This window comes from Pandoraea apista (genome assembly GCF_001465595.2).
GTDB classification, from domain to species: domain Bacteria; phylum Pseudomonadota; class Gammaproteobacteria; order Burkholderiales; family Burkholderiaceae; genus Pandoraea; species Pandoraea apista.
Genome location: NZ_CP013481.2, coordinates 795,239 through 810,162, shown reverse-complemented (window position 1 = coordinate 810,162; position 14,924 = coordinate 795,239). Strand labels below are relative to the sequence as shown.

Here is a 14,924-nt window from a genome sequence, read left to right as displayed (position 1 = left end):
CCGGCAGTCCCTGGCGTACACACCGCATACCCGAGCCTGCCCCCGGCGACTCCATCGAACGACCTGAACAGGCAACCGACCGGATCATTTTGAAAGCACCCGTCCAAGAATTTACCGCCCCGCGCGACGACAATCGCCGGCTGGCCAACCTTTGCGGCCCGCTGGACGAAAACCTGCGTCAGATCGAACAGGCGCTCGACGTCTCGATCACCCGCCGTGGTCATCGCTTCTCCGTTCGCGGCAAAAGCGCCGTGATCGCCACGCAAGCGCTCGAGAGCTTCTACAACCGCGCCACCGAACCGTTGTCGGTCGACGACATTCAGTTGGGGCTGGTGGAGTCGCGTCAGGGCCTCGTGCCGACCGTGCGTCATGGCGACGACAATCCGTTTGCCACCGGCGAGACCGAAGACGGGTCGCCCGTGCTGCACACGCGGCGCAGCGACCTGCATGGACGCACGCCGGCACAGCGCGATTACCTCAAGCAGATTCTCTCGCACGACGTGACGTTCGGTATTGGCCCGGCCGGTACCGGCAAGACTTACCTCGCGGTGGCCTGTGCCGTCGATGCGCTTGAGCGCGACGCCGTCAAGCGCATCGTGCTCACGCGTCCGGCCGTGGAAGCGGGCGAGCGTCTGGGCTTCCTGCCCGGCGACCTCGCGCAGAAGGTCGATCCGTATCTGCGCCCGCTCTACGACGCGCTTTACGATCTGCTGGGTTTCGACAAGACGCAGAAGTATTTCGAGAAGCAGATGATCGAGATCGCGCCGCTCGCTTATATGCGCGGCCGCACGCTCAATCACGCGTTCATCATTCTGGACGAGGCGCAGAACACGACGCCCGAACAGATGAAGATGTTCCTCACGCGGATCGGCTTCGGCAGCAAGGCGGTTGTGACCGGCGACACCACGCAGGTCGACCTGCCTCGGGGTTCGAAGAGCGGCCTGATGGAAGCGCAACTGATCCTGAAAAATGTTCGCGGCATCGCCATGACCCGCTTCACCAGCGTGGACGTGGTGCGTCACCCGCTGGTCGCGCGCATCGTCGAAGCGTACGACGCGCACGCGCAACACGCCGAAGCCGGACTGGATCTGCCGGAATCGACCGAGCGCGAACGCCGCGACAGCCGCCCGGCAAGAGGCAGGGCATGAGGCAAAGCATGAGCGAGCGGGCCCCTCGTTCGCCGCGCCACGCGCTCACACTGACAAGCCAGTTCGTGGCCGGCCCGGCGTTCGCCGCACACAAGGCGCTGCTTTCGCGCACAGCCGTGCGCCGCTGGGTGCAGGCCGCACTGCTCGCCGACGCTGAACTGACCCTGCGCTTCGTTGACGCCGAAGAAGGCCAGATGCTCAATCGCGGCTATCGCGGCAAGGATTACGCGACCAACGTCCTCACGTTTGCCTACGCGCAAGACGAAAGCGACCCGGTCACTGGCGATATCGTGCTGTGCTGCCCTGTGGTCGAGCGCGAGGCCAACGAACAGGGCATTTCGCTCGAAGCGCATTACGCACACCTGATCGTGCACGGCGTACTCCACGCACAAGGCTACGACCACGAAGCCGACGACGAAGCACAGGAAATGGAAGGCCTGGAGACGGAGATTCTCGCCGGTCTCGGTTACGCCGATCCCTATGCGTCGGAGAAGTCCACCCCGGCCGCTTCGCTGACGTCGGCCTCTCCGGCCACCCCCACCAAAGCCAAGAAGGCGCCGGCCAAAACGCGCCGCGCCTGAACCGACATCGTATGGACCGCACGCCCGATCGCCCGACTGCCCCCGAGACTCCACCGGCCAGCGTGTCGAGCGGTCCCGGATGCACCCACTATCCCCCCGACATCGGGCTGGGCCGCCATCTGACGCCGGAAGAACTCTCGACATCGCTCGACGAGGCGCTCACCGGCTGGGACGGTCATCGGGACCTGTGGATCTTCGCGTACGGCTCGCTCATCTGGAACCCCGGCCTGCCCGTCGAGGAAAGCCAGCGCGCACGCGTGTATGGCTACCACCGGGGGCTGTATCTGTGGTCGCGGGTCAATCGCGGCACCCCGGAGCACCCCGGACTTGTGCTGGCCCTCGACCGTGGCGGTTCTTGTGCGGGTGTGGCACTGCGGCTCGCGGCCGCCAAGGCACGCACCGAGCTCGAAACGCTCTGGTATCGCGAGATGGCGATGGGCTCGTATCGTCCGGCGTGGCTGAACTGCGTGCTCGCCGACGGCCGCACCGAGCCCGCGCTCGCATTCGTGATGCGGCGCGACGTGAAAAGCTATGCCGGCCGGCTGCCCGACGACATCATTCGCAAGGTCTTCGACCAGGCGCAGGGACGCTACGGCACGACGCACGACTACGTCGCCCGGACGGTCAAGGCGCTGCGTGACGCCGGCATGCCCGATCCGGCGCTGGAAGCGATTTTGCACCGCTGCGGTGCGCGCTGAGTGCGCCAACGTGCATTGAACCCCCGGAAACGTCCTGAAATCCGCAGCATCGCCCGGCAACCAACGCCGCGTAACGAAACGCAGCGCCCCTGTCGCGGAGATGCCGCACATCTGGTGTATCCTTTAGCTTCCTGTAACAGCTCGGCGTCCGCCCAACTTGGACGCGCCGTCATGAACGACCCTTATCCCAGTCGACCCGGTCGAAAAAACCCTGATAAACCTCGCTCTCTGCTCGAACGCCTCACCGATCTGATCTCCCCGGAGCCGGAGTCGCGCGCGGAGTTGCTCGAAATTCTGCAAGACGCCCACGCCCGCAACCTGATGGACGCCGACTCTCTGGCGATGATCGAGGGCGTATTCCAGGTGGCCGATCTGTGCGCCCGCGACATCATGGTGCCGCGCGCGCAAATGGACGCCATCAACATCGAACAGACTCCCGAAGAATTTGTCCCCTTCGTGCTGGAGCAGGCGCACTCGCGCTATCCGGTCTTCGAGGGTAATCGCGACAACATCATCGGTATTCTGCTCGCCAAGGATCTGCTGCGTTACTACGCGAATCACGACTTCGACGTGCGCGACATGTTGCGCCCGGCGGTGTTCATTCCCGAGTCGAAGCGTCTGAACGTGCTGCTGCACGACTTCCGCGTCAATCGCAATCACATCGCCATCGTCGTGGACGAATACGGCGGCGTGGCGGGGCTCATCACCATTGAAGACGTGCTTGAGCAGATCGTCGGCGACATCGAAGACGAATACGACTTCGATGAGGAAGAAGACAACATCATTGCCGCGCCCGACGGGACATATCGCATTCGTGCGCTGACCGAGATCGAGCAGTTCAACGAAGCGTTCGGCACGCAGTTCCACGATGACGAAAACGACACGATCGGCGGTATGATCACCCACCAGTTCGGCCGCGTGCCGCGCCGTGGCGAGCGTATGCGCATCGGCAATCTCGTGTTCGAAGTGCTGCGCGCCGACGGCCGTCAGGTCCACATGCTGCTGTTGCGGCGCGTGGAGCCGTCACCTGCCGTTCAACCCGAGTAACCACTCCATCGATCCATGCAGGAAATGACCGTCCACGCGCCCGAGCGGCGCTCGTGGCCGGCCTGGCGCGCGCGTGTGCTCGCCGGTCTGGCCGGTATTGCGCAGACACTGGCCTTCGCGCCGCGCGACGTCTGGTGGTTGCAACTGCTCGCCATGGCGGGACTCTTCGCGCTGGTCGAGCGCAGCGCTTCGCGTCGCGACGCCTTCTGGCTCGGCGGATGCTTCGGTGTCGCCTCGTTCGTATCGGGCATCTGGTGGCTTTACATCAGCATGCATACGTACGGCGGCATGCCCGCCATCATGGCCGGAGCAGCGGTCGTGCTGTTCTCGATCTACCTCGCGCTCTACCCCGCGCTGGCGGCGTGCGTCACCCGCTGGGTTACCGCCACCGGGCCGTGGCGCGCCCTGACCTTCGCAGGCGCCTGGGTGCTCGCGGAATGGCTACGCGGCACAATCTTCACCGGTTTTCCATGGCTGTCGCCCGGCTACGCCCATGTCGACGGCCCGCTGGCGGGCTACGCACCGCTCGTCGGTGTTTACGGCATAGGGGGACTTGCGGCGCTCGCCGCAGCGTGGCTCACCCGAGCCGTACTGCCCGTGGCGGTGACGACACGCCCCATGCAGCGTTTTGCAGCCGTTGCCGGCACGCTGGCGCTGCTCGGCGCGGGCGCTGTGCTGGCCCGCCACGAATGGACGACACCGTCGGGCAAACCGCTCACCGTGCGACTGCTGCAAGGCAATATCGCGCAGGACATGAAGTTCGAGCAGGCCGGGATCGATCGCGCCATGGCGCTGTATCGCGACATGATCGTGGCCGCCCCCGCCGATCTCATCATCACGCCGGAGACGGCCTTCCCTGTGCTGCTGCAAGGCATTCCGCCCGACGTGGCCGGCCCGATCCGGGAATTCGCCGATCGCACCGGTTCGCACGTAGTGCTCGGCGCCGTGGGCGCGACCCTCACCGATCGCGGTCCCACGGATCTGACCAATAGCCTGTTCGGCGTAACACCGCGCGACCAGACGCTGTATCGCTACGACAAGCATCACCTGGTGCCTTTCGGCGAATTCGTTCCCTGGGGCTTTCGCTGGTTCGTGGACATGATGCATATCCCGCTGGGCGACTTCCTGCGGGGAACGGCCACGCCGAGTGGCTTTCCGATTCGCGATCAGCGCGTAGCGCTCGACATCTGCTATGAGGACTTGTTTGGCGAAGAAATCGCACAGGCGCTGCGCAATATGCCGGCGCCGGCCACGGTGCTCGCCAACGCGACGAACCTCGCATGGTTCGGCGACACCATTGCGCTGGATCAGCATTTGCAGATCGCGCGCATGCGCACGCTGGAGACCGGGCGTCCGATGTTGCGGGCGACGAACACCGGCGCCACGGCGATCATCGATGCGCATGGCCGTGTGCAGGGGCGTCTGCCTGCAATGACGACGGGCGCGCTCACCGGCAACGTTCAGCCGTACAGCGGCCTCACGCCGTATGTTCGCTTCGGCAATGGGCCTGCGCTGGTGCTCGCGCTGCTCGCGCTGGGCCTCGGTCTGGCCATGACCCGCCGCTCGCGCTGAGACTTGCCGGCGTCGAGGAAACGACGCAGGGGGACGTGAAATTCCCCCTGTCGCACCACCCAATGGGCACTGACGCCCCATTCGGATCGAATTCCCGCTAAAATTCAACGTTTTAGTTTGTCGGCCGCGCTCGCGGCCGGGTCGGCAAGCTGCGCAAAATCCGCATTTTTTCCTGTTCGTCCGCGCGAATTCATCATGCTTACCTTTCAACAAGTCATCCTGACTTTGCAGGATTACTGGGACAAGCAAGGCTGTGCGTTGCTCCAGCCTTACGACATGGAGGTCGGCGCCGGTACCTCGCACACTGCCACGTTCCTGCGCTCGATCGGCCCCGAGCCGTGGCGCGCCGCCTATGTGCAACCGTCGCGCCGTCCCAAGGATGGCCGTTACGGTGAGAATCCGAACCGCATGCAGCACTACTACCAGTATCAGGTGGTGCTCAAGCCGGCGCCGGAGAACATTCTCGACCTGTATCTGGGTTCGCTGCGCGCGCTCGGTCTCGATCTGACCGAAAACGACGTGCGCTTCGTGGAAGACGACTGGGAAAACCCCACGCTCGGTGCCTGGGGGCTGGGCTGGGAAGTGTGGCTCAACGGCATGGAAGTCACGCAGTTCACCTACTTCCAGCAAGTCGGCGGTCTGGATTGCAAGCCGGTGCTCGGCGAAATCACCTACGGTATCGAGCGTCTGGCCATGTATCTGCAACAGGTCGAGAACGTCTACGACCTCGTATGGACGGAATGGGAAGAGCAAACGGCCGACGGCCCGGTCAAGCGCCGCCTGACCTACGGCGACGTGTTCCATCAGAATGAAGTCGAGCAGTCGACGTATAACTTCGAGCACTCGAACCAGCCGATGTTGTTCAACTTCTTCGACAACTACGAAAGCGAGGCCAAGCGTCTCATCGAAGCCGAACTGGCGTTGCCCGCCTACGAGATGATTCTCAAGGCCGCGCACACCTTCAACCTGCTCGACGCGCGCGGCGCCATCTCGGTGACCGAACGTGCTGCGTATATCGGCCGTATCCGGGCGCTGTCGCGTCTGATCGCACAGGCCTACTACGCGTCGCGCGAGAAGCTCGGCTTCCCGATGCTGAACGCCCCTGCCGCCCAAACCCAAACGCAAGCCGCATGATGAGCACCGCACAACGCACCCTGCTGGTCGAACTGCTGACCGAAGAACTGCCGCCGAAGGCGCTGGCACGTCTGGGCGACGCGTTCGCCGACGGCATTGCCAACGGCCTGCGCACCCGCGGCCTGAGCACCGACGCCAGCGTCGTCACACCGTACGCTACGCCGCGCCGTCTGGCCGTCACGATTTCGAACGTGCTCGACCGTGCCCCGGACGCCACCATCCGCGCGAAGGTGCTGCCGGTGTCCGTCGCCCTCGACGCCAACGGCAACCCGACGCCGCCGCTCGCGAAAAAACTCGCCGCCATGGGTTTTGCCGACCTGCCGGTCGCCAGCCTCGAGCGCGCCATGGACGGCAAGGCCGAAGCCTTCTTCCACACCTACACGCAGGCGGGCGCCCAACTGGCCGACGCCCTGCAAGCTTCGCTGGACGAGACGCTCGGCAAACTGCCGATCCCCAAGGTCATGAGCTATCAGCGACCGGATGGCGAGACGGTGCAGTTCGTGCGCCCGGTGCACGGCCTCATCGCCCTGCACGGCGACACGCTCGTGCCTGCCACGGCCATCGGCCTGAATTCGGGTAACAAGACGCTGGGCCACCGCTTCCTGTCGAAGGGCGAGGTCACCGTCGCCAATGCCGACGCCTACGCCACCGTGCTGGAAACCGAAGGCAAGGTGCTGGCCAGCTTCGCTGGCCGCCGAGACGCGATCCGCGCGCAATTGCTCGCGGCCGCAGGCAACGACCATGTGGTGATGCCCGACGCGCTGCTCGACGAAGTGACCGCGCTTGTCGAATGGCCCGCTGTCTACGCCTGCCACTTCGAGAAAGAATTCCTGGCGGTTCCGCAGGAATGTCTGATTCTCACGATGCAGACGAACCAGAAGTACTTCGCGCTGACCGACAAGCCGCTCGCCGAAGGTGGCCGCCTGACGAACCGCTTCCTGATCGTCTCCAATATCGAGACCGCGCATCCCGAACAGATCGTCACGGGTAACGAGCGCGTGGTGCGCCCGCGTCTCGCAGATGCGAAGTTCTTCTTCGAGCAGGACAAGAAGAAGCCACTCGCGGATCGTGTGCCGTTGCTCGCGAACGTTGTCTATCACAACAAACTGGGCTCGCAGCTCGAACGCACGCAGCGTTTGGTCAAGCTGTCCGGCGCCATTGCTCAGATGACCGGTGCAGATGAGAACGGTGTGGCGCTTGCCGAACGCGGCGCGCTGCTGGCCAAGGCCGACCTGCTGACCGACATGGTCGGCGAATTCCCGGAACTGCAAGGCACGATGGGGACGTACTACGCGCGCCACGACGGCGAAGCCGACGATGTTGCGCGTGCCTGCTCGGAGCACTATCAGCCGCGCTTCGCCGGCGACGCGTTGCCCGGCAGCGAGACCGGCACGGTCGTGGCGCTCGCCGACAAGCTCGAAACGCTCGTCGGCATCTGGGGCATCGGCCTGCAACCGACGGGCGAGAAGGACCCGTTCGCGCTGCGCCGTCATGCGCTGGGTGTTGTGCGCATGCTCGTCGAGCGTCGTCTGCCGGTGATGCTGGCCGATCTGCTGAACGTGACCTACCAGCAATTCACGACGGGCGTTGCCGGCGCCGAGTATCTGAACGACGTCTATCAGTTCGTGCTCGATCGTCTGCGTGGCTATCTGCGCGAGCGCGGTTACGCCGCCAACGAGATCGAGGCAGTGCTGGTGTCGCCGTCGATGTATCTGGATCTGAGCGATCTGATCGAACGTCTGGAAGCCGTGCGTGCCTTCTCGGCACTGCCGCAGGCCGAAGCGCTCGCTGCGGCGAACAAGCGCATCGGCAACATTCTGAAGAAGACGGCGCCGCCGCCCGATGGCGTGATCGCGCCGACCCTGTTGATGGAACCGGCCGAGAAGTCGCTCGCCGCCGCACTCGAGAAGGTTGCGCCGATCGTGGAACAGAAGTTCGCGGCACGCGAGTACGCCCAGGCCCTCTCGGCGCTGGCCGAACTGCGCGATGCGGTCGACGCGTTCTTCAACGACGTGATGGTGATGGCCGACAACGAGGCACTGCGCAACAACCGCCTCGCGCTACTGTGGCACCTGCATGTGCAGATGAACCGCGTGGCCGATCTCTCGAAGCTCGCCGCCTGATCGCGGCTTAATGTCCCGGAAGCCCGCTGCCATGGATTCGCGTAAAGATCGCCCCCCCGGCCCTGCCGCCCGCAAGCTCGTGATTCTCGATCGGGACGGCGTCATCAACGTCGACTCGGATCAGTTCATCAAGTCGAAGGAAGAGTGGGTACCGCTGCCCGGCAGTCTTGAGGCGATCGGCCGGCTGAATCAGGCCGGCTACCGGGTCGTGGTGGCGACGAACCAATCGGGCGTGGGGCGAGGGCTGTTCGACATGGCAACGCTTGGCGCCATGCACGCGAAAATGTCGAAGCTGGCGGCGGCCGCCGGCGGGCGCATCGACGCGGTGTTCTTCTGCCCGCACACCGCTGCCGACGCCTGCGACTGCCGCAAGCCGAAGCCCGGCATGTTTCAGGAAATCGCGCGCCGCTACGAAACCGACCTGACCGGCGTGCCGGCGGTCGGCGACTCGCTGCGCGATTTGCAGGCCGCCGCCGCAGTGGGCGCCAAGCCGCATCTGGTACTCACCGGCAAAGGCAAGAAAACGCTCGCCGCAGGCAATTTGCCCGAAGGCACGCGTGTTCACGACAGCCTGCAAGCCTTCGTGAACGACCTGCTCGCCGAAGAGGACGCCAAGAGCGTATAAGTGGCCACCGCCCGCCACATGACTCAGGACACGCGCTCTAACGCGTAGGACAATCGCTCCGGCACCCCACCCCAGGCCAAGACCCGATGCTGCAACTTCGTTCGACTCTCTTCTTCATCTTCCAGATTGTCTGGACGATTCCGTATGCCATCGCGTGCATCGTGTCCTTCCCGTTCCTCTCGCGCGTGCAGCGTTACTGGTTCGCGGTGGGCTGGTGCAAGGTCGTGATTCGCGTGGCCGACAAGCTGTGCGGCATGCGTTACCGGGTGATCGGCTGGGAGAATCTGCCCGACCGTCCGGCGATCATCCTGTCGAAGCATCAATCGGCCTGGGAGACGGTCGCGCTGCCGGCGCTCATGCCGCGCCCGCTTTGCTACGTATTCAAGCGCGAACTGCTTTACGTGCCGTTCTTCGGTTGGGCGCTGGGCCTGCTCAGCATGATTCACATCAATCGCAGCAAGGGCACCGACGCCTTTCAGTCGGTCGTCGCGCAAGGTCGCGAGCGTCTGGCCGAGGGATCGTGGATCATCATGTTTCCCGAAGGCACGCGCACGAAGACCGGCTCGCGTAACAAGTACAAGTCGGGCGGCGCCCGACTCGCGTCCACGACCGGTGCGCCCGTCGTGCCCATCGCGCACAATGCCGGACGTGTCTGGCCGCGCAACTCGTTCAAGAAATATCCGGGCGAAGTGATCGTATCGATCGGGCCGGTCATTGAAACGGAAGGCCGCACGGCCGATGCCGTCAATGCCGACGTGGCCGAATGGATCGAACGAGAAATGGTACGCATCGACCCGGACGCCTACACGTCGACGCCGAGGACGAGCGCACCGCAATCGTCCGACAAGCCCGACGCCTCACCCCGGACCTGACCCGCACGCCGAGACCGTCTCATGTCGAAAGTCCAACCCGCTACCCGCGACACCCGCTCCCGGCATGAGACGCCTGCCCCCCAGATGGAACTCGACCTGTTCGGCAACCCCGCCGCCGAAGCCAACGGTGTGGCCACTGATGCGCCCGGCCCGTCTGCCGCGTTGAATCCGTCGGCGGCCGACACGAATACCCTTCAGTCCTCCCCGCCAGGCACCTCTGGCCCGCGCCGCACGCCCGCCAACGGCGAGCGCGTGATCATGCTCGACGGGCACGCGATCTATTACCGCTTCAAGCGCTCTTCACGCCGCACGATCGGTTTCATGATCGACGAATCGGGGCTGGCGGTGACCGCCCCTCGCTGGGTCACGCTCGCCGATGTCGAAGCCGCCATCGTCGAGAAGAAGCGCTGGATCTTCAACAAGATCACCGAGTTTCGCGAGCGTGCCGCTCGTCGCGTTGTCCCGCGCGTGACCTGGGTGGACGGCGCCACGCTACCCTACCTTGGGCACACACTGACCGTACGGCTCGGCGAACGCCCCGGGGCTGCGCAATACGACATCCATACGCACACCCTGTGGCTCGATCTGCCGCCGCAGGCCGCGCCGGAGCAAATGCGCGACCGGGTACAGGGTTGGTTGCAGCAGGAAGCGCGCAAGCTCTTCACGACACGGCTGGAGGTCTACGGCGAGCGGCTTGGAGTGCGCCATACGGCGCTCGGGCTATCGTCGGCATCGACGCGCTGGGGCAGTTGCGGTGCAGACGGACGTATTCGTCTGAACTGGCGGCTGATTCACTTCCCGCTGGGGGTGATCGATTACGTGGTCGCGCACGAGCTGGCGCATCTGAAGGAAATGAACCACGGGCCTCGCTTCTGGCAGGCCGTAGCGTCGATCTTTCCGGAATTCGAGGCCGCGCGCGATACCCTCAAGTCGCACGCACCGGAGTGGTTGCCGGAGTTCTGATCGAAGACTGCGGCGAATTATCAGATTTTTTCAACGCCGCATGAACGCAGCTCATTTTCATGGACGCGGGTACAATTGAGGCCTCGTTGTCCCCACCCATGAAGAACACCATGCGAATGCTCCATACCATGCTGCGCGTCGGCGACCTGCAGCGCTCGATCGATTTCTACACGCGCGTGCTCGGCATGCAACTGCTGCGTCAGAGCGAGAACCCCGAGTACAAGTACACGCTGGCTTTTGTTGGCTACGGCGCGGAGTCGGAGAATACCGTGCTCGAACTGACGTACAACTGGGGCGTGGATAAGTACGAAATCGGCACCGCGTTCGGCCATCTGGCCGTCGAGGTAGACGATGCCTACAAGGCTTGCGACACGATCCGTGCAGCTGGCGGCAAAATCAGCCGCGAAGCCGGACCGGTCAAGGGTGGCACCACGGTCATCGCCTTCGTCGAAGATCCGGACGGCTACAAGATCGAACTGATCCAGAAACACTCGGCCAAAGGCGGTCTGTAAGACCTGTCTTGCTTGGCTGGCAGGCAGGGCGGCCAGCCTGCCCCTGTGTCGTGAGGCGATCGCGCCGCACAATGGGCAACGTCGAACCGGTTTCCATCTGGCAAACCGGCTCGACGCTCTCAAGACGTTAGAATTCCACCATCGCAAAATCTTCCTTGCCCACGTCGCACAACGGGCAACGCCAGTCTTCCGGCACGTCTTCCCAGCGGGTTCCCGGCGCAATGCCGTCTTCCGGATAGCCCAGCGCTTCGTCGTAAATCCAGCCGCAAATCACGCAGACCCATTGTCGCAACGCCGCGACGCTTTGCCCGGACGCCGGCAAAGCGGCATCATCGCCCGGATCGCCGCCCGCCTTTTGCGACGCCTCCGGATCGAGCAGGGTGAACACCAGAGGCGACTCGGTGCCTGAGGCATCGTGCGCCGGGCGGCTCAGATGCGATTGCAGTGCCGCGAGCAACGCCTGCGCTTCGTCACGGGTGAGATCGATCCAGTACGGATCACCAGCGCCGTCGTTGAGTCGCGACGGAGAGAACTGAAGTTCGACGGCGGAGCCTTTCTTGTACATACGAGAGACAGCAATGAATGACGGCAGGAGCTTGCAGGCGGGCAACAGAGGTATTGCCGGTGCCCGAGCAAAGCATTGTATCGGTGCGACGAAACGCAATAAACCCATGAAACAGGGAGACATTGTGCCGAAGGAAGAAACAATGTACGCCGTATCATTCAGTATTACCCATGCTGCCCGCCCCAGAATGAGGCATACGGAAGCGGGATCGGTGACAATGGACTGCACTGCGCAACGCACTCACGTTACATCGCCATCCTAACAAATTCCATGAAAACCGCTCCGCGTCCGATCGATGCCACCGCGCTGGCTATCATGCTGGCTCTGTGCGCGATATGGGGCGGCCAGCAGGTTGCCGTCAAACTGGCCGTGCCCGTAGTCCCCGCCGTGCTGCAAGCAGGTTTGCGCTCCGTGATCGCAACAATACTCGTAGGCGGGTGGATGCTGTGGCGCCGTCAGAAGCTGCTGACGGGCGACGGCACACTGGCCGCGGGCATTCTCGCCGGCGCCCTCTTTTCGCTGGAATTCCTCTGCATCTTCGTCGGCCTGACGCATACGACGGCGTCGCGCATGGCAGTCTTCCTGTACACGGCGCCGTGCTTTACCGCCATCGGTCTGCACTGGGCGGTACCCAGCGAGCGCCTGCGGTCGATGCAATGGCTCGGTATGGCCGTCGCTTTCTGCGGCATCGTGGTGGCATTCTCCGACGGTAGCAGCTCGGATCTGGCAACGACCTGGCCGGGCGACCTGCTCGGTATTCTGGCAGGGCTGTTCTGGGGATTGACGACGGTGGTGGTGCGGGCGTCGAGACTGGCCACAGCGGCGCCGTCGAAGACGCTGCTCTATCAGCTTGCCGTCTCGGCCGTATTGCTATGCGCGCTGGCGCTGGCGACGGGCAAGGTCCACATCGCCCCGATGACGGCCACGACGTGGGTCAGTCTCGTCTACCAGTCCATCGGCGTAGCCTTTGCGAGCTATCTGATCTGGTTCTGGCTGCTCACGCACTACAGCGCCGCCCGCCTCGCGTCGTTCTCGTTCCTGAGCCCGCTCTTTGGCGTGACGTTTGGCGTGCTGATTCTCGGCGAGTCGGTCGGCTGGCGCTTTGGGTGTGCCGTCGTTCTCGTATTCGTCGGTATCAGCCTGGTGAACCGGCGCCGCTGATCGCGCGCGAAAGGCTCACGTATTCATCGACCGGAACGTCTTCGGCGCGACGGGTAAGATCGAACCCGAGCGCGTCGAAATCGACCCGACCCCGATAGCTGTTCAGCGTGTTGCGCAGCATCTTTCGACGCTGCGAGAAGGCCTGCGCGACTACCGCTTCGAATACATCCAGATCGACCTGCGGCAGGTCGGCCACTGCGCGCGGAATCATCCGTACGACGGCCGAGTCGACTTTCGGGGGCGGATTGAAGGCATCCGGCGGCACGTCGAGCACCTTGTCCATCCAATAACGGTACTGGAGCATGACGGAGAGCCGGCTGTAGTTGCTCGACCCGGCAGGTGCGACCATGCGCTCGACCACTTCGTTCTGAAGCATGAAGTGCTGATCGCGCACGAGTGTCGCGTAGCGCATCAGGTGAAAGAGCAGCGGGCTGGAAATGTTGTACGGCAGGTTGCCAACCACGCGCAGCGGCGCTTCGTCGCGGCGGTCTTCCGAGACGAGCGACCCGAAGTCGAAGTCGAGCGCATCGCCCGCATGCACGCTCACCCGCTCACCGAATTTGCGCGAGAGACGGCCGACCAGATCGCGGTCGAGTTCGACAACGTGCAGGTGCGTGAGCCACTCGGTCAGCGGCGTGGTCAGGGCACCCAGTCCCGGGCCGATCTCGACCATCAGGTCGTCCGCGCGCGGGGAGATGGCGCTCACGATCGCGTCGATGACACCCATGTCGACGAGAAAATTCTGACCAAAACGTTTGCGCGCCACGTGGCCCTGTTGGACGCCCGTGCGCTTCGATGCGCTACTCATGTGAAGTTCCTTATGAACGCGGTGGTACGGCGTCCGGACCGCCGGTCGTGCCAGCCGTCAATTGTGCGTGTGTTGCCGCGTTGGCTGCCATGATAGCCGCCGTGCGCAAGGCTTCGAGCAGGCTGCCGCTCTCGGCTTGTCCCGTGCCGGCGAGATCGAGCGCGGTGCCATGATCGACCGAGGTGCGGATGATGGGCAGGCCAAGCGTGATGTTCACGCCCGCGCCGAAGCTGGCGTATTTGAGCACCGGCAACCCCTGATCGTGATACATCGCAAGGACCGCGTCGGCCCCCTGGAGATGCCTCGGCTGGAACAGCGTGTCGGCGGGATACGGACCACGGGCGTCGATGCCGGCGGCCCGCGCATCGTCGAGCGCAGGGGTAATGACGTCGATTTCTTCGCGGCCGAGATAGCCCGATTCTCCCGCATGCGGATTGAGCCCCGTCACGAGAATACGCGGACGCGTTACACCGAAATGCCGCATCAGATCCTGATTGAGGATGATCAGCGTTTGCAGCAGATCGTCGCGACGAATCGCCCCCGGGACTTGTGCAAGCGGCAGGTGTGTCGTAGCCAGCGCCACCCGCAATCCACCGCCAGCCAGCATCATGACAACACGTGGCGTGCCGGTACGCTCAGCAAGATATTCGGTGTGACCGGTAAACGCCACGCCGCAGTCGTTGATCGTGCTCTTTTGCAGCGGCGCCGTAACGATGGCGTCGTAAGCGCCCGCCAGGGCGCCGTCGATGGCGTCGTCGAGCAGCGCGAGCACGTAGCGGCCATTGGCGGCGTCGAGCTGTCCCGGCTGCGCCGCGACGGCGAGCGGGTGGTGTACGACACGCACACGAGTACTCGCCAGCAGCGCCTGCCATGCGTCGCCCAGCCCGACGGCCTGCGCGCGTTCCGCGAGCAACGAGGCATCGCCGAGCACAGCGAACTGGCAACGGGAAAGCAGGGCGTCGAGGGGGGTGCCGGCAGAGGGTTCCGCAGTGGACAGACACTTCACGAGTGCCTGCACCGTCAATTCCGGCCCGACGCCCGCCGGTTCACCCGTGGTGATGGCGAGGACGAAGGACCGGTCGGAAGTCATGCTTGAAAGGAATATGAGGTGGCGA

15 protein-coding genes are annotated in these 14,924 nt (G+C 64.1%); 12 read left to right on the top strand and 3 right to left on the bottom strand.

Features of this window, described 5'->3' with window-relative positions; translation table 11 throughout:
- Window positions 1–89: 89 nt before the first annotated feature.
- The 11 genes from AT395_RS03740 (at window position 90) to gloA (ending at window position 11,275) form a co-directional block, all read left to right on the top strand.
- Window positions 90–1,148 carry a PhoH family protein gene (locus tag AT395_RS03740; RefSeq protein WP_042113054.1) on the top strand — a complete coding sequence of 353 codons (1,059 nt, stop codon included), beginning with the start codon at window positions 90–92 and terminating at the stop codon, window positions 1,146–1,148.
- An 8-nt stretch (window positions 1,149–1,156) separates the two neighbouring features.
- Window positions 1,157–1,729, top strand: a complete 573-nt coding sequence (gene ybeY, locus AT395_RS03735; protein WP_231606061.1) for an rRNA maturation RNase YbeY — start codon at window positions 1,157–1,159, stop codon at window positions 1,727–1,729.
- An 11-nt stretch (window positions 1,730–1,740) separates the two neighbouring features.
- Complete coding sequence (locus AT395_RS03730; RefSeq protein WP_042113056.1) at window positions 1,741–2,427, top strand: gamma-glutamylcyclotransferase; 687 nt, start codon at window positions 1,741–1,743, stop codon at window positions 2,425–2,427.
- A gap of 171 nt (window positions 2,428–2,598) precedes the next feature.
- On the top strand, window positions 2,599–3,474 hold the full coding sequence (locus AT395_RS03725; RefSeq protein WP_042113058.1) for an HlyC/CorC family transporter: 876 nt from the start codon (window positions 2,599–2,601) through the stop codon (window positions 3,472–3,474).
- 24 nt (window positions 3,475–3,498) lie between these two features.
- Entirely contained in the window at window positions 3,499–5,046 is a 1,548-nt protein-coding gene (gene lnt, locus AT395_RS03720) for an apolipoprotein N-acyltransferase (protein WP_048628019.1), read from the top strand.
- A 195-nt stretch (window positions 5,047–5,241) separates the two neighbouring features.
- On the top strand, window positions 5,242–6,180 hold the full coding sequence (gene glyQ / locus AT395_RS03715) for a glycine--tRNA ligase subunit alpha (RefSeq protein WP_048628083.1): 939 nt from the start codon (window positions 5,242–5,244) through the stop codon (window positions 6,178–6,180).
- Window positions 6,177–8,303, top strand: coding sequence for a glycine--tRNA ligase subunit beta (gene glyS, locus AT395_RS03710; RefSeq protein WP_048628020.1), 2,127 nt, complete (start codon window positions 6,177–6,179; stop codon window positions 8,301–8,303). The genes glyQ and glyS overlap by 4 nt, the downstream gene beginning before the upstream one ends.
- 31 nt (window positions 8,304–8,334) lie before the next feature.
- Entirely contained in the window at window positions 8,335–8,928 is a 594-nt protein-coding gene (gmhB, locus tag AT395_RS03705; RefSeq protein WP_042113061.1) for a D-glycero-beta-D-manno-heptose 1,7-bisphosphate 7-phosphatase, read from the top strand.
- Window positions 8,929–9,014: 86 nt separating this feature from the next.
- Window positions 9,015–9,800, top strand: a complete 786-nt coding sequence (locus AT395_RS03700) for a lysophospholipid acyltransferase family protein (RefSeq protein ID WP_048628021.1) — start codon at window positions 9,015–9,017, stop codon at window positions 9,798–9,800.
- A gap of 21 nt (window positions 9,801–9,821) precedes the next feature.
- Window positions 9,822–10,763: a M48 family metallopeptidase gene (locus AT395_RS03695; RefSeq protein WP_072632766.1), complete on the top strand. Its 942-nt coding sequence runs from the start codon at window positions 9,822–9,824 to the stop codon at window positions 10,761–10,763.
- Between the two features lie 110 nt (window positions 10,764–10,873).
- Window positions 10,874–11,275 carry a lactoylglutathione lyase gene (gene gloA, locus AT395_RS03690; protein WP_042117422.1) on the top strand — a complete coding sequence of 134 codons (402 nt, stop codon included), beginning with the start codon at window positions 10,874–10,876 and terminating at the stop codon, window positions 11,273–11,275.
- A 127-nt stretch (window positions 11,276–11,402) separates the two neighbouring features.
- Here gloA and AT395_RS26260 read toward each other — a convergent pair whose 3' ends face one another.
- On the bottom strand, window positions 11,403–11,840 hold the full coding sequence (locus tag AT395_RS26260) for a rubredoxin (protein WP_072632926.1): 438 nt from the start codon (window positions 11,838–11,840) through the stop codon (window positions 11,403–11,405).
- Window positions 11,841–12,110: 270 nt separating this feature from the next.
- On the opposite strand from AT395_RS26260, the gene AT395_RS03680 reads away from it, so the two are divergent.
- Window positions 12,111–13,001 carry a DMT family transporter gene (locus AT395_RS03680; RefSeq protein WP_042113067.1) on the top strand — a complete coding sequence of 297 codons (891 nt, stop codon included), beginning with the start codon at window positions 12,111–12,113 and terminating at the stop codon, window positions 12,999–13,001.
- Here the strand turns inward: AT395_RS03680 and rsmA are convergent.
- Both rsmA and pdxA read right to left on the bottom strand, forming a co-directional pair.
- Window positions 12,976–13,809 carry a 16S rRNA (adenine(1518)-N(6)/adenine(1519)-N(6))-dimethyltransferase RsmA gene (gene rsmA / locus AT395_RS03675; protein ID WP_042113068.1) on the bottom strand — a complete coding sequence of 278 codons (834 nt, stop codon included), beginning with the start codon at window positions 13,807–13,809 and terminating at the stop codon, window positions 12,976–12,978. The two genes, AT395_RS03680 and rsmA, sit on opposite strands and share 26 nt — an antisense overlap.
- Window positions 13,810–13,819: 10 nt before the next feature.
- On the bottom strand, window positions 13,820–14,899 hold the full coding sequence (pdxA, locus tag AT395_RS03670) for a 4-hydroxythreonine-4-phosphate dehydrogenase PdxA (protein ID WP_048628023.1): 1,080 nt from the start codon (window positions 14,897–14,899) through the stop codon (window positions 13,820–13,822).
- Window positions 14,900–14,924 lie beyond the last annotated feature (25 nt).

Coding starts and splice junctions, on each gene's coding strand:
- ybeY (WP_231606061.1), top strand. CDS start 1,157: ATGAGCGAGCGGGCCCCTCGTTCGCCGCGCCACGCGCTCACACTGACA.
- AT395_RS03730 (WP_042113056.1), top strand. CDS start 1,741: ATGGACCGCACGCCCGATCGCCCGACTGCCCCCGAGACTCCACCGGCC.
- AT395_RS03725 (WP_042113058.1), top strand. CDS start 2,599: ATGAACGACCCTTATCCCAGTCGACCCGGTCGAAAAAACCCTGATAAA.
- lnt (WP_048628019.1), top strand. CDS start 3,499: ATGACCGTCCACGCGCCCGAGCGGCGCTCGTGGCCGGCCTGGCGCGCG.
- glyQ (WP_048628083.1), top strand. CDS start 5,242: ATGCTTACCTTTCAACAAGTCATCCTGACTTTGCAGGATTACTGGGAC.
- glyS (WP_048628020.1), top strand. CDS start 6,177: ATGATGAGCACCGCACAACGCACCCTGCTGGTCGAACTGCTGACCGAA.
- gmhB (WP_042113061.1), top strand. CDS start 8,335: ATGGATTCGCGTAAAGATCGCCCCCCCGGCCCTGCCGCCCGCAAGCTC.
- AT395_RS03700 (WP_048628021.1), top strand. CDS start 9,015: ATGCTGCAACTTCGTTCGACTCTCTTCTTCATCTTCCAGATTGTCTGG.
- AT395_RS03695 (WP_072632766.1), top strand. CDS start 9,822: ATGTCGAAAGTCCAACCCGCTACCCGCGACACCCGCTCCCGGCATGAG.
- gloA (WP_042117422.1), top strand. CDS start 10,874: ATGCGAATGCTCCATACCATGCTGCGCGTCGGCGACCTGCAGCGCTCG.
- AT395_RS26260 (WP_072632926.1), bottom strand. CDS start 11,840: ATGTACAAGAAAGGCTCCGCCGTCGAACTTCAGTTCTCTCCGTCGCGA.
- AT395_RS03680 (WP_042113067.1), top strand. CDS start 12,111: ATGAAAACCGCTCCGCGTCCGATCGATGCCACCGCGCTGGCTATCATG.
- rsmA (WP_042113068.1), bottom strand. CDS start 13,809: ATGAGTAGCGCATCGAAGCGCACGGGCGTCCAACAGGGCCACGTGGCG.
- pdxA (WP_048628023.1), bottom strand. CDS start 14,899: ATGACTTCCGACCGGTCCTTCGTCCTCGCCATCACCACGGGTGAACCG.